The sequence below is a fragment of the Xanthobacter sp. BG11Y11_SDJG genome, assembly GCF_057364445.1.
Window position 1 is genome coordinate 1 of the sequence record NZ_JBNFNU010000081.1, and the last position, 13,698, is coordinate 13,698.

Below are 13,698 nucleotides of genomic sequence, written 5' to 3' on the forward strand. Positions count from 1 at the left end.
GGCGTCTGCGCGCCGCGGCCGTCGTCCTGCTCGCGACCGGCGCCGCGCTGTCCGCGGACGCCGCGCTCGCGGCCCAGGATCGCCGCCTACCGCTGCGCCAGCGGCCGGCAGATCCTCGCCGTCTATTCCGCGGAGTTCGGCGCGCGGCTCTCGTTCGACGGGCGCAGCTTCGCGCTCTATCCGGTGCGCGCCGCCTCAGGGGCGCGCTACGCCACCGAGCAGGGTCTGTCGCCGGATCGCGGCCTGCAATGGTGGATCAAGGGGGACGACGCCACCTTGAGCGAGATGCTCATGGATCACACCGCGCCCGAGCCGCGGACGATCGACACCTGCCGGGCGATCGAGCCGCCCGACGGGTCGCGCAAGCCCTGACAACAAGCCCTGAGTTCAAGCCCTGACCTGCGGCAGCGCACGGCGCCTTAGAAGTCCATGCCGCCGCCCGAGCAAGCCGGCTTTTGCCGGCTTGCGTTTCCGTTTAGAGCCGGGCGGCGTCCGAAGGTTTCTCTACCTTCAGAAGTCCATGCCGCCGCCCGACGCCAAGCCGGCTGGTTGCCGGCTTGCCTTGCTCAAGAGAGCCGGGCGGCGTCCGAAGGTTTGTCTACCCTCAGAAGTCCATGCCGCCGCCCGGCATGGTCGGAGCCGCGGGGCCGGACTTCTTCGGCAGCTCGGCGATGAGCGCCTCGGTGGTGATCAGCAGGCCGGACACGGAGGCCGCATCCTGGAGCGCGGTGCGCACCACCTTGGTGGGGTCGATGATGCCGGCCTTCACCATGTCCACATACTCACCCGTCTGGGCGTTGTAGCCGAAGGCGTAGTCGTTGGACTCGAGGATCTTGCCCACCACCACGGAGCCGTCGTCGCCGGCGTTCTGGGCGATCTGGCGCGCCGGGGCCTGGACCGCCTTGCGGACGATCTCGATGCCGGTGCGCTGGTCGGGGTTGTCCACCTTGATGCCTTCGAGCACCTTGACGGAGCGCAGCAGGGCGACGCCGCCGCCGGGCAGCACGCCTTCCTCGACCGCGGCGCGGGTGGCGTGGAGCGCGTCGTCCACGCGGTCCTTCTTCTCCTTCACCTCGACCTCGGTGGCGCCGCCGACGCGCACGACGGCCACGCCGCCGGCGAGCTTGGCGAGGCGCTCCTGCAGCTTCTCGCGGTCATAGTCCGAGGTGGTCTCCTCGATCTGCGCCTTGATCTGCTGGATGCGGGCGGTGATGTCGTCCTTGGCGCCGGCGCCGTCGACGATCGTGGTGTTCTCCTTCTCGATCACCACCTTCTTGGCGCGGCCGAGCATGGAGAGGTTCACGTTCTCGAGCTTGATGCCGAGGTCCTCGGAGATCGCCTGGCCGCCGGTCAGGATGGCGATGTCCTGCAGCATGGCCTTGCGGCGGTCGCCGAAGCCCGGCGCCTTCACGGCCGCGACCTTCAGGCCGCCGCGCAGCTTGTTCACCACCAGCGTGGCGAGCGCCTCGCCTTCCACGTCCTCGGCGATGATCACGAGCGGCTTGGCGGACTGCACCACCGCCTCGAGCACCGGGAGCAGCTCCTGGAGGCCGGAGAGCTTCTTCTCGTGGATGAGGATGTAGGGGTCCTCGAACTCAACGCGCATCTTCTCGGCGTTGGTCACGAAGTAGGGCGAGAGGTAGCCGCGGTCGAACTGCATGCCCTCGACCACGTCCAGCTCGGTCTCGAAGGACTTCGCCTCCTCCACCGTGATGACGCCCTCGTTGCCGACCTTCTTCATCGCCTCGGCGAGGAACTTGCCGACCTCGGCGTCGCCATTGGCGGAGATGGTGCCCACCTGGGCGATCTCCTCGTTGGAGGTCACCTTCTTGGAGTTGGCGGCGAGATCCTTGACGATGGCCTCGACGGCGAGATCGACGCCGCGCTTCAGGTCCATCGGGTTCATGCCGGCGGCCACCGCCTTGGCGCCTTCCTTCACGATCGCCTGGGCGAGCACGGTGGCGGTGGTGGTGCCGTCGCCGGCGAGGTCATTGGTCTTCGAGGCGACTTCGCGCACCAGCTGCGCGCCGAGATTCTCGAACTTGTCCTCGAGCTCGATCTCCTTCGCCACCGTCACACCGTCCTTGGTGATGCGCGGGGCGCCGAAGCTCTTCTCGATCACGACGTTGCGGCCCTTGGGGCCCAGGGTCACCTTCACCGCATTGGCGAGGATGTCGACGCCGCGCAGAACCTTGTCGCGCGCGTCCACGGAGAATTTCACGTCCTTGGCAGCCATGTGCCTTGCTCCTTCAGCTTATGGACGAATGGATCTTTCGATCGAGGCCGTGATCGACCCCGGATCGCAGTCTTGAAGGCCTCAGGCCGCCTTCTTGGCGGCGGCGGTGCCCTCGATCACGCCGAGGATGTCGCTCTCCTTCATGATGAGCAGATCCTGGCCGTCGATCTTGACCTCGGTGCCGGACCACTTGCCGAACAGCACGCGATCACCCGCCTTCACGTCGAGCGCCACCAGTTCGCCCTTCTCGTTGCGGGCGCCGGGGCCGACCGCCACCACCTCGCCCTGCATGGGCTTTTCCTTGGCGGTGTCGGGGATGATGATGCCGCCGGCGGTCTTCTCTTCGGCGTCGATGCGCTTGACCACCACGCGGTCGTGCAGGGGACGGAAACCCATCGGGGAAACCTCCGGTTGAAATGCCATTTTCGGGGCGCCGGACGCGTCTGCCTCCGGCTCCGCTGGCGATCTAAGGGGCGTCCGCAGGACCTTCAAGGGGGTTCCCGGAAAAAATTAGCACTCGTGTGAAGTGAGTGCCAAGCAGCCGCCCGCGGCCGCCGGGTCGTTGCGCCTCAAGGCGTTGCGGCGGCCTTTAGCGGACCGGATCGGGCGTGGACTTGGCTCGGACGTGGCTCGGACCTGGCGCTGGCGTGTGCGCCGCCTATGCGACGGGACTGGGGGGGTTGTCAGCAGTCATGCCCCATCGCTGCTAGTCCATTGTTTTTGCTGAAAGAAACCATTTTTTAGTCTTGGCGGCGCGACCCTTGTGAGCCGACAATCCAGTTTCCGGGTCGGACCGGATCAGCGGAGGAGGTTGCAGAACATGGTCTCTTCGGTGTCGCGCGATTTCGTTCGTCAGATCGAGGGTTATGGGCTTGCCACGGCCGAGATCCTCTATCGCCTTCCCGACCATCCCGGATTGCTGCAGAGCTTTCTCTGGCAGCAATACGACCTTTGCCCGGCTTTCCCCGAGCTCAATCGCTTCCTCGCTTTCTGGCAGAAGGAGATCGACGGGCCGCTGCATTCCGTTACGGTCGCCCATTGCGGGCTCATCAAGCCGGCGGAGCTGACACCCGTGAATGGTATGTTCCTGCTCCATTGAGGAATTTGCTTTCCTCTTACGTCAATTTCTCTCCTTTTCGGGGCGGGGATGGTCTAGCTTGCGCCCGGGCGGCAGGCGGCATGCGCGTCAGCGGGGGTTCACGCGCGTGCCGCCTCGCTCGCCCGGCGTCGCGGGATGCCGGGGCATCGGCCCCTGCCGTTCGGGAAACGCGCGCCGCAGCAGATGTGCCCTCACGCCGCCGCTTTCTCGATGCTATGGATGGGCGCCCTGGAGGATAAGGTCGCCTTGGACCATCGTACGCCCAGAACGTCAGAGCTGCTCGCCGCGGTGCTCGCTGCCCACACCGAGGACAAGGTGGCCATCGGCGATCTCGTGAACGCGCTGCGCAATCGCGCGTTCGGCATCCTGTTCCTGATCTTCGGCATCCCCAACTGCATCCCCATGCCGCCCGGCATCCCGGTGATCTGCGGCATCATTCTCGGCCTCATCGGCGCGCAGATGATGATCGGCCGCCAGGAGCTGTGGCTGCCGGAGAAGGTGGCGAGGCGCACCTTCTCGCGCTCCATGCTGGAGAGCATCGTCACCCATTCCAAGCCCTGGATCGAGCGGTTCGAGCGCTTCTCGCGCCCGCGCTACGAGCAGTTCGCCGGCCCCACCGCGCGGCGCGTGGTGGGCGCGACGGTGGTGCTCCTCGGCTTCATCCTGCTGCTGCCGATTCCCTTCCTCGGCAACCTGCCGCCGGGCTTTGCCGTGTGCGTGTTCGGCCTCGGCCTGGTGGAGCGCGACGGGCTGGTGATTCTCGCCGGCTTCGGCGCGACCCTTCTCGGCCTCGCCGTCACCGCCCTCATGAGCTATGCCATCTGGCAGGGGGCGATCGCCATATTCTAGGAAGGCGCTCCGGGCCTTCCTTCTGGCGATCCCTGTCCCATGCGCGTCGACGCCTTCGATTTCGAGCTTCCCGAGGACCGCATCGCGCTCCGCCCCGCCGAGCCGCGCGATGCCGCGCGCCTGCTGGTGGTGCACCCAGGCGGCGTGCCGGAGCTGGAGGACCGCGGCGTGCGCGACCTTCCTGCGCTGCTCCAGGCGGGCGACGCTCTGGTGGTGAACGACACCCGCGTCATCCCCGCCGCTCTGGAGGGCACCCGCACCCGCGACGGCGGCGCGGGTGTGGGCATCGAGGCGACGCTGGTGAAGCGGCTCGGCCCGGCGCGCTGGCGCGCCTTCGCCAAGCCGGGCAAGCGGCTGAAGGCGGGCGACCGGGTGCGCTTCGGCGGCGCGGGGCGGGCCTGCCTCCTCGGCACCCTCGATGCGACCGTCGAAGGCAAGGAGGAGGATGGCTCCGTGCTCCTCGCCTTCGACCTTGCCGGCGAATTTCTGGACGATGCGGTGGCGGCCGTCGGCCACATGCCGATCCCGCCTTACATCGCCGCGCGCCGCCACGAGGACGACCGCGACCGGCAGGACTACCAGACCCTGTTCGCGCGGGTCGCCGGCTCGGTGGCGGCGCCGACCGCCAGCCTGCATTTCACGCCCGACCTCCTGGCGCGCATCTCCGCGGCCGGGGTGGAGCGGCACACCGTGACGCTCCATGTGGGGCCGGGCACCTTCCTGCCGGTGAAGGCGGAGGATACGTCCGGCCACCGCATGCACGCGGAATGGGGCGAGGTGACGCGCGAAACCGCCGACGCGCTCAACGCGGTGAAGGCGAGAGGCGGGCGCATCCTCACGGTGGGCTCCACCTCCACCCGGCTGATCGAGAGCGCGGCGGGGGAGGACGGCCTCATCCGCCCGTTCGTGGGCGAGACCGACATCTTCATCACGCCGGGCTACCGGTTCAAAGCCATCGACGGCATGCTCACCAACTTCCATCTGCCGCGCTCGACGCTGGTGATGCTGGTGGCGGCCCTCATCGGCCACGAGACCCAGAAGCGCGCCTATGCCCATGCCATCGCGCAGGGCTACCGATTCTATTCCTATGGCGATGCGTGCCTGCTTCTGCCAGAAGGCGGGGCATGACCGCCGCGCCGACCTCCGACACCTTCTCCTTCACCCTGTCCGCCACCGACGGCGCCGCCCGCACTGGTGTGGTCTCGACCCGCGCGGGGCGATCCGCACGCCGGCCTTCATGCCGGTCGGCACGGTGGCGACCGTGAAGGGGCTCTATTTCGACCAGGTGAAGCAGGCGGGCGCCGACATCGTGCTCGCCAACACCTATCACCTCATGCTGCGCCCCGGCGCCGAGCGGGTGGCGAAGCTCGGCGGGCTGCACCGCTTCATGGGCTGGGACGGGCCGATCCTCACCGATTCCGGCGGCTTCCAGGTGATGAGCCTGTCGAGCCTGCGCAAGATGAGCGAGCAGGGCGTCACCTTCCGCTCCCACGTGGACGGCGCGATCCACGAGATGAGCCCGGAGCGCTCCGTCGAGATCCAGGGGCTGCTGGGCGCCGATATCCAGATGCAGCTCGACGAGTGCGTGCGCCTGCCGTGCGAGGACGCGGAGGCCGAGCGCGCCATGCGCCTGTCGCTGCGCTGGGCCGAGCGCTCGAAGCGCGCCTTCGAGGCGCAGCCCAAAGGCCGGGCGCTGTTCGGCATCGTCCAGGGCGGCGCGGTGCCGGCGCTGCGGGTGGAATCGGCCCGCGCGCTCGCCGACATGGACTTCCCCGGCTATTCCATCGGCGGCCTCGCGGTGGGCGAGCCGCAGGAGGTCATGCTGGCCATGATCGAGACCGTGGAACCCCATCTGCCGGCGACGAAACCGCGCTACCTCATGGGGGTGGGCACGCCGGACGACCTGCTGGAGGCGGTGGCGCGCGGCATCGACATGTTCGACTGCGTGATGCCGACCCGCTCCGGCCGCCATGCGCTCGCCTTCACCCGCTTCGGCCGCATCAACTTGAAGAACGCCCGCCACGCCGAGGACCCGCGTCCGCTGGACGAAGCGAGCGACTGCCCGGCGCTGCGCGACTATTCCCGCGCCTATCTGCACCACCTCGTGCGCTGCGAGGAGATGCTGGGGGCGATGCTGATCTCCTGGGCCAACATCCACTATTACCAGCAGCTCATGGCCGGCGCCCGCGCCGCGATCGCGGCGGGGCGCTATGCGGATTATGTGGCGCAGACCAAGGACGGCTGGGCGCGGGGCGACCTTCCGCCGGTCGGGTGAGGGCAGGGCGCCCACGCTCCGGGCGGTTCAGAACTGCCAGCCCGCCGGAACCCAGGCGTAGCCGGAATCGGTGCGCAGCACATGGCCGAGGCCGGGGAAAGGAAAGTGGAAGCCGAGCACCGCGATCCGCTCGGCCGCCGCTTGGTCGAAGATCCGGCGGCGCGCGCTCAGGGCTGCCTCCTTGTCCCGTCCGGACCGGGACGCCAGGGGCGGTCGATGTTGACCACCGGGTGGTAGGCGAGGTCGGCGGTCAGGAGCAATTGGTCGCGGCCCGAATGGACCAGGAAGGAGACCATCCCCGGCGTGTGTCCCGACGCCGCGATGGTCGTCAGCCCCGGCACGATCTCCGCGCCGCCCTCGAAAAGCTCGATGCCGCCGGCCACCGGCGCGAGGCTGTGCTTGATCGCCGCCCCGAAGCGTCGCCGGAAGTCGGCCGGCACCGGCATATAGGACAGATCGGGCTCGCCGCGGACGAAGAAGTCCCAGTCCGCCTTCGGGACAAAGACGGTCGCGCGCGCAAAGGCCGGTGTCCCGTCCGCGCCGCGGAGATTGCCCACATGGTCGGGATGGGTGTGGGAGATGACCACGGCGTCGATGTCGCTCGGCGCGAGGCCGATCTCGGCGAGGTTGGCGAAGATCCGGCCACCATTGGGGCCCATGGTCTGGCCCGCGCCGGCCTCCAGCAGGATGCGGCGGCGGCCGGTCTCGATCAGCAGGGTGTTGAGGTTCAGCGTCATGTGGTCGGTCGGAAGGAAGGCGCGCGTCAGCACCGCCTCAAGCTCCATCTCAGGCGCGTCGCTGGCATAGATCCGTGGCGGGCCGCCGATGACCCCGTCGCTGAGCACCGTCGCGCGGATGTCGCCGACGCGAAATCGGTAGTGGCCGGCATTGCGGACCGGAGCGGGGTGGGGCGCCTGGGCATGCGCCTCGCCCGGGCCGGCGAGGAGGCCGCCCGCGCCCGCCATGGCGGACAGCATGATCCTGCGGCGGTTCAAGGTGATCGGTGCCATCGTTCGCCTCCGTGGCGGGGGGATTGTGAGCCGTATCCCCAGGATGACAGCGGAGCATTGCGCGGATAAGCTGCGCATTCCATATCAGCTTGATAAGTTTTGCTTCGCAATGACTCCTGTGCGCCTGGAGAATCTCGACGCCTTCGTCGCCATCGTCAGTTGCGGCGGCTTTCGTGCGGCGGCCGCGCAGCGGCGCGTCTCGTCGGCGGCGCTGAGCCAGAACATCCGCGCCCTGGAGCAGGCTTTGGGGATCCGTCTGCTCAACCGGACCACCCGCAGCGTGGCGCCGACCGAGGCCGGGGCACGGCTGTATGCGCGCCTCGTTCCGGCCTTCCGGGAAATCCGGCTGGCGATCGATGACCTCGACCAGCTGCGCGCGACGCCGACCGGAACGCTGCGCCTCAACGCGCCCGGCCCGGCGGTCGATCACGTGCTGTGCCCGCTGGTCTTCGACTTCATGCAGGCGTTTCCGCAGATCAAGGTCGACCTCGTCAGCGATGCCGCCATCGTCGACATCGTCCAGCAGGGCTTCGACGCCGGCGTCCGCTTCGGCAAGCAGCTGGAGCAGGACATGATCGCGGTGCCCCTCGGGCCGCCGCTGCGCTATGCCATCGTCGCGTCCCCCGCCTATCTGCGGGAGCGGGCCTTGCCGGCGGCGCCGTCCGATCTGGTCGGCTTCGATTGCATCCGCCGGCGCTTTCCGGGCGGAACCTTCGTCAGCTGGCAGTTCGAGAAGGACGGCGAACGCCTGGAGATCAATCCCGCCGGCCGTCTGACGCTCTCCTCCGCCCACCAGGAACTGAAGGCCGCGCTCGCGGGACAGGGCGTGGCCCATGTTTTCGAGGACTATGCGCGGCCGCATCTCGGCGACGGCAGCCTGGTCGAACTCCTGCGGGAGTGGTCGCCGCGGCTGCCCGGCTGGTTCCTCTATTACCCGAACCGACACCATCCCAGCGCGGCGATGGCTGCATTCCTCCAGCACATCCGCGCATTCAAATGGCCCCGCCCAAGCGAGGACGGATTGTCGGGCGGAGCCGAAGGCCGATCGCCGGAGTGCTGACAACCTGGGCCCGCCGCCATTGCGCCGGGGAAGCCCCCCTTGCTATAGCGCAGGTCGGCTTTCGGGAGCACAGCATGTCCGTCGACCAGGCGACCGTCCGCCGCGTGGCGCATCTCGCGCGCATCGCGGTCCGTGAGGACGAACTCGACCATCTGAGCCACGAGCTCAACGCCATCCTCGAATTCGTGGAGCAACTGGCGGACCTCGACGTCTCCGGCGTCGATCCGCTCACCAGCGTGGTGCCGGTGGACCTGCCCATGCGCGAGGACGTGGTCACCGACGGCCACTATCCGGAAAAGGTGCTCGCCAACGCCCCCGAGGCCGAGGGCGGCTTCTTCACCGTGCCGAAGGTGGTGGAATGACCAAGCTCACCCAGCTGACCCTCACCCAGGCGCGCGAAGGCCTCGCCATGGGCGAGTTCACCTCCGTCGAGCTGACCGAGGCCTATCTCAAGGCCATGGAGGAGGCGCGCGCCCTCAACGCCTATGTGCTGAGACGCCCACACTCGCCTCGCCATGGCGAAGGAGAGCGATGCCCCGCATCGCCTCCGGCGACACCGGGCACCTGGAGGGCATTCCCCTCGGCATCAAGGACATGTTCGCCACGCAGGGCGTGCGCACCACGGCCTGCTCGAAGATCCTCGAGACCTTCGTGCCCGAGTACGAATCCTCCGTCACCGCCAACCTGTGGCGCGACGGCGCGGTGATGCTCGGCAAGCTCAACAATGACGAGTTCGCCATGGGCTCGTCCAACGAGACCTCCGCCTTCGGCCCGGTGGTCTCGCCCTGGCGGCGCGACGGCGACACCACGCCCATCGTGCCCGGCGGCTCCTCCGGCGGCTCGGCGGCGGCGGTGGCGGCCTTCCTGTGCGCCGGCGCGACCGGCACCGACACCGGCGGCTCGATCCGCCAGCCGGCCGCCTTCACCGCACGGTGGGCGATCAAGCCCACCTATGGGCGCTGCTCGCGCTGGGGCATCGTCGCCTTCGCCTCCTCGCTCGACCAGGCCGGCCCGTTCGCCCGCACGGTGAACGACGCGGCGCTGCTGCTGCGCTCCATGGCCGGCTACGACCCCAAGGATTCCACCAGCGTGAACCGGCCGGTGCCGGACTATGAGGAGGCGGTGGGCGCCTCCATCAAGGGCAAGAAGATCGGCATTCCGCGCGAATACCGCGTCGAGGGCATGGCCGACGAGATCGACACGCTGTGGAGCGACGGCGCGGCCTGGCTGAAGGACGCGGGCGCCGAGATCGTCGACATCTCGCTGCCCCATACCCAGTATGCGCTGCCGGCCTACTACATCGTCGCCCCGGCCGAGGCCTCCTCCAACCTCGCGCGGTATGACGGCGTGCGCTACGGCCTGCGCGTGCCCGGCCGCGACGTGGTGGAGATGTACGAGAACACCCGCGCCGCCGGCTTCGGGCCGGAGGTGCGCCGGCGCATCATGATCGGCACCTATGTGCTCTCCGCCGGCTATTACGACGCCTATTACCTGCGCGCGCAGAAGGTGCGCTCGCTGATCAAGCGCGACTTCGACGACGTGTTCTCCCAGGGCGTGGACGCGGTGCTCACCCCGGCCACCCCGTCGCCCGCCTTCGGCATCGGCGAGAAGGTGAAGGCCGACCCGGTGGAGATGTATCTCAACGACGTCTTCACCGTGACCGTGAACATGGCGGGCCTGCCCGGCATCTCGGTGCCGGCCGGCCTCTCGGCGGACGGTCTGCCGCTCGGCCTCCAGCTCATCGGCCGCCCGTTCGAGGAGGAGACGCTGTTCTCCCTCGCCGAGGTGATCGAGGAGGCGGCGGGCCGCTTCCCGGTGGAAAAGCTCTGGTGGCGCCGGTGAACGGCGCCATCGGGCAGGGCGGGGCGGTGCCCGCCGCCCTCGCCGCCGCGCGGCGCGCCATCGACGGCATCGACGCGCGCATGGTGGACCTGCTCGCCGAGCGTTTCGCGGTGGTCGAGGAGGTGGTGAAGGTCAAGCAGGCGAACGGCATTCCCGCTTTGCTGCCCGACCGGGTGGAGGAGGTGGTGGCCCAGGTGGAGGCGCTCGCCGCCGAGAAGGGCCTGCCGCCAGGCATCGCCGGCGCCCTCTGGCGCACCCTGATCGCCGAGACCATCGCCTACGAGAACGCGCGGCTGTAAGCGGTCCCGCCTACCGTCCGCGCAGCTTCTGCCAGTGCTTGGTGAAGGAGCGGGACTTGCGGACGAAGAAGTAGCGCACCGGTCCCATCCGGGCCTTGAACAGGTCCTTCTTCAGCGTCCGCACCTCCTCCGATTGCGCCTTCATCTCGGCGATGAGGTCATCGACGGCGCACAGCGTGCGGCGGTAGGGGAAGGTCTTCGCGAGGTGCGGATGGCGGGTCTCGCCGCGGCACTCCGTGAAGGGCCGGTAGATTGCGGCCGGGTCCGGGCCTTCATAGGCGCGCACCAGGTCGGCGAACCGGCCGAGCGCGATCTCCTCCTCCTCGCACAGGACCCCGGCGGCGGTGATCGGGCGTGGGGCCAGAGTGGGGTTGTAGTCCTCGCGCGATTTGAAGGTGATGTAGGTCACCATCAGTTTGGCGACGATCTGGCTCTGCGAGCGCAGCGCGAAGTGGGCCAGCGCCGCGTTCTCCAGGACCTTGCGGGGCACTTCGACGCCGTCGACGCGCACGCGGTGGTTGCCGTCGGAGAGCGCGGCGGCCGGGTTCTCGGCCAGCGCCCGGGGCACGATGGCCTTGAAGGGCGCCGAGGCCGGCTCCTGGATGTGGCGGATGCGCTCCAGCGGGTTGATGACGTCCGGATCGTCCTGATCGGAGAGCTTGTACCGGATTTCCCGGAAGCTCGGCAGGACATCGGCGGGAAACCCGGCGAGTTCGGCTTCCAGCGCGGCGCGGTCCGTGGCGCAGATGCATTCGTCGCCGTCGAGCGGGAAGATGAAGTCCCAGTCGCCGTCCGCCACCGCGTGGCGCATGAGGCGGGTGGTGCGCCGGCCCTGATAGAACGCGCCGTGCGTGCCGTGGTCGACCATCTCGATCGGCAGACCCTCGGCGATCAGTGTCCGCAGAATCTGGCGCGTGGAATCGGTGCTGCCATTGTCGACGACGTAAAGCTTATCAAGAAAAAAACAATTATGACGAGCCCACGATTCAACGATGTCCGCTTCGTCGCGGACGATCGAAATGCCTGCCAGCCGCATCACAGAACACTCCGTTTGTGCCGCGGTCTTTAACGCATGGTCAGCTGGAAATAAACTTGGGGTTTGACGGCAGGCGGGCGGCCGCCGACGATTGCGGTAACAAAATACGCGATCCCGCTTCGGCTTCGGGACAGGCGCTTCGCGTCATCCCGCAGCCGCCGTGCTTTGGCTTGCATGCGCTTTGGCATGCGCGGGCCCTCCGGCGCGCGCGGGCGAGGCTGCGTTGCGACGCGGGCGCGGCTGCGTTGCGACGCGGGCGCGGCCTTTCGCTTGCGCGGCGTGAGCCTGCGAGACGCCCGGCCCGGTTGCCAGAGACCGCCCGGCGGGTTTTACGAAACCCCGGACGCGGCCGTGCCGCTTTTGGATTTCGTCGGCGCCCGCGCCGCCGCCCAGGACCATAGGACCACCATGACCCTGCATTCCCGTCCCGCCGAGGCCAAGAAGCTCATCGCCGGCGCCACCGGCGACTGGGAGGTGGTGATCGGCATGGAAGTGCACGCCCAGGTCTCCTCCAACGCCAAGCTGTTCTCCGGCGCCTCCACCGCCTTCGGAGGGCCGCCCAACGACCATGTGTCGCTGGTGGACGCGGCCATGCCGGGCATGCTGCCGGTTATCAACAAAGAATGCGTCGCCCAGGCGGTGCGCACCGGGCTCGGGCTGAAGGCGCAGATCAACCTCGCCTCCACCTTCGACCGGAAGAACTACTTCTATCCGGACCTGCCGCAGGGCTACCAGATCAGCCAGTACAAGAGCCCGATCGTCGGCGAGGGCTTCGTGGTCGTGGACCTTGCGGACGGCGAGAGCATCACGGTCGGCATCGAGCGGCTGCATCTGGAGCAGGATGCCGGCAAGTCGATCCACGATCTGTCGCCCACCCTCTCCTTCGTGGACCTGAACCGCTCCGGCGTCGCGCTGATGGAGATCGTCTCGCGTCCGGACCTGCGCTCCTCGGACGAGGCGAAGGCCTATGTGACCAAGCTGCGCACCATTCTGCGCTATCTCGGAACCTGCGACGGCGACATGGAGAAGGGCAATCTGCGCGCCGACGTGAACGTCTCCGTGCGCCGGCCCGGCGCGCCGCTCGGCACCCGCTGCGAGATCAAGAACGTCAATTCCATCCGCTTCATCGGCCAGGCCATCGAGGTGGAGGCGCGGCGCCAGATCGAGATCCTGGAGGACGGCGGCAGCATCGACCAGGAGACGCGCCTGTTCGACCCCAACCGGGGCGAGACGCGCTCCATGCGCTCCAAGGAAGAGGCGCATGATTATCGCTATTTCCCCGACCCCGACCTCCTGCCGCTGGTGCTGAAGGCGGCGTGGGTCGAGGACCTGATGCAGCACCTGCCGGAGCTGCCGGACGAGAAGAAGGCGCGCTTCATCGCCGAATACGGCCTCTCCCCCTATGACGCCAGCGTGCTGGTGGCGGAGAAGGAAACCGCCGATTATTTCGAGACCGCCGTGAAGTCGGGGGGCGTGGCGCGCAACGCCAAGCTGGTGGCCAACTGGATCATGGGCGACATCGCCGCTTATGCGAACACGGCGGGCGTCTCCATCGCCCAGACCCCGGTCTCGGCGGCGCAGGTGGCGGGCGTGGTCGATCTCATCGCCGACGGCACCATCTCCGGCAAGATCGCCAAGGACGTGATGGTCATCATCCTCGGCGAGCAGTACGAGGGCGATCCGCGCGATCTCGTGGAGGCGCGCGGCCTGAAGCAGGTGACGGACACCGGCGCCATCGAGAAGGTGGTGGACGAGATCATCGCCGCCAATCCCGACAAGGTGGCGCAGGTGCAGGCCAAGCCCACCATGCTGGGCTGGTTCGTCGGCCAGGCCATGAAGGCCTCCGGCGGCAAGGCCAACCCCCAGGCGCTGAACGAGATCCTCAAGGCGAAGCTCGGCATCTGAGGCCCCCGGCCAAGGCGGTCCGCCGCTTCGCAGCGGCGCGGCCAGTGCCGCGCCGGCACGCCGCCGCGCGCCCTCTCCGCTTCCCAA

The 13,698-nt window shown here is 68.5% G+C and carries 11 protein-coding genes and 3 pseudogenes; 10 read left to right on the top strand and 4 right to left on the bottom strand.

The window, feature by feature from the left end; translation table 11 throughout:
* Positions 1 to 372 (top strand): MliC family protein (locus tag AC2W7M_RS09475; RefSeq protein WP_486131915.1); only part of this gene is annotated, 372 nt, incomplete at its 5' end.
* 232 nt (positions 373 to 604) lie between these two features.
* On the opposite strand, the gene groL is transcribed toward AC2W7M_RS09475, so the two are convergent.
* Both groL and groES read right to left on the bottom strand, forming a co-directional pair.
* The gene (gene groL, locus AC2W7M_RS09480) at positions 605 to 2,236 is read right to left on the bottom strand and encodes a chaperonin GroEL (protein ID WP_486131917.1); all 1,632 of its coding nucleotides are present in this window, start codon (positions 2,234 to 2,236) and stop codon (positions 605 to 607) included.
* An 81-nt stretch (positions 2,237 to 2,317) separates the two neighbouring features.
* Complete coding sequence (groES, locus tag AC2W7M_RS09485) at positions 2,318 to 2,632, bottom strand: co-chaperone GroES (protein ID WP_121625217.1); 315 nt, start codon at positions 2,630 to 2,632, stop codon at positions 2,318 to 2,320.
* A gap of 424 nt (positions 2,633 to 3,056) precedes the next feature.
* On the opposite strand from groES, the gene AC2W7M_RS09490 reads away from it, so the two are divergent.
* From AC2W7M_RS09490 to tgt, 4 genes and pseudogenes are all read left to right on the top strand, one after another.
* Positions 3,057 to 3,335, top strand: a complete 279-nt coding sequence (locus AC2W7M_RS09490) for an usg protein (protein ID WP_486131920.1) — start codon at positions 3,057 to 3,059, stop codon at positions 3,333 to 3,335.
* Between the two features lie 246 nt (positions 3,336 to 3,581).
* The gene (locus tag AC2W7M_RS09495; RefSeq protein ID WP_486131922.1) at positions 3,582 to 4,184 is read left to right on the top strand and encodes an exopolysaccharide biosynthesis protein; all 603 of its coding nucleotides are present in this window, start codon (positions 3,582 to 3,584) and stop codon (positions 4,182 to 4,184) included.
* A gap of 39 nt (positions 4,185 to 4,223) precedes the next feature.
* On the top strand, positions 4,224 to 5,312 hold the full coding sequence (gene queA, locus AC2W7M_RS09500) for a tRNA preQ1(34) S-adenosylmethionine ribosyltransferase-isomerase QueA (protein WP_486131924.1): 1,089 nt from the start codon (positions 4,224 to 4,226) through the stop codon (positions 5,310 to 5,312).
* Positions 5,309 to 6,459 (top strand): annotated as a pseudogene (gene tgt / locus AC2W7M_RS09505) (tRNA guanosine(34) transglycosylase Tgt). The gene queA and the pseudogene tgt overlap by 4 nt, the downstream one beginning before the upstream one ends.
* 27 nt (positions 6,460 to 6,486) lie before the next feature.
* Here the strand turns inward: tgt and AC2W7M_RS09510 are convergent.
* Positions 6,487 to 7,469: pseudogene (locus AC2W7M_RS09510) on the bottom strand (MBL fold metallo-hydrolase).
* Between the two features lie 43 nt (positions 7,470 to 7,512).
* Here AC2W7M_RS09510 and AC2W7M_RS09515 point away from each other — a divergent pair.
* From AC2W7M_RS09515 to AC2W7M_RS09530, 4 genes and pseudogenes are all read left to right on the top strand, one after another.
* Entirely contained in the window at positions 7,513 to 8,529 is a 1,017-nt protein-coding gene (locus AC2W7M_RS09515) for a LysR family transcriptional regulator (protein WP_486131931.1), read from the top strand.
* Positions 8,530 to 8,603: 74 nt separating this feature from the next.
* Positions 8,604 to 8,891, top strand: a complete 288-nt coding sequence (gatC, locus tag AC2W7M_RS09520) for an Asp-tRNA(Asn)/Glu-tRNA(Gln) amidotransferase subunit GatC (RefSeq protein ID WP_486131926.1) — start codon at positions 8,604 to 8,606, stop codon at positions 8,889 to 8,891.
* A pseudogene (gatA, locus tag AC2W7M_RS09525) lies at positions 8,888 to 10,371 on the top strand (Asp-tRNA(Asn)/Glu-tRNA(Gln) amidotransferase subunit GatA). Before gatC ends, gatA begins: the two are co-directional and overlap by 4 nt.
* Positions 10,359 to 10,670 (top strand): chorismate mutase, encoded by a 312-nt coding sequence (locus AC2W7M_RS09530; protein ID WP_486131928.1) that lies wholly within the window; start codon positions 10,359 to 10,361, stop codon positions 10,668 to 10,670. The pseudogene gatA and the gene AC2W7M_RS09530 overlap by 13 nt, the downstream one beginning before the upstream one ends.
* A 10-nt stretch (positions 10,671 to 10,680) precedes the next feature.
* On the opposite strand, the gene AC2W7M_RS09535 is transcribed toward AC2W7M_RS09530, so the two are convergent.
* Positions 10,681 to 11,706, bottom strand: coding sequence for a glycosyltransferase family 2 protein (locus tag AC2W7M_RS09535; protein WP_486131929.1), 1,026 nt, complete (start codon positions 11,704 to 11,706; stop codon positions 10,681 to 10,683).
* Positions 11,707 to 12,114: 408 nt separating this feature from the next.
* Between AC2W7M_RS09535 and gatB the strand changes: the two genes are divergently transcribed.
* On the top strand, positions 12,115 to 13,611 hold the full coding sequence (gene gatB / locus AC2W7M_RS09540; protein ID WP_486131933.1) for an Asp-tRNA(Asn)/Glu-tRNA(Gln) amidotransferase subunit GatB: 1,497 nt from the start codon (positions 12,115 to 12,117) through the stop codon (positions 13,609 to 13,611).
* The last annotated feature ends 87 nt before the right edge of the window (positions 13,612 to 13,698 follow it).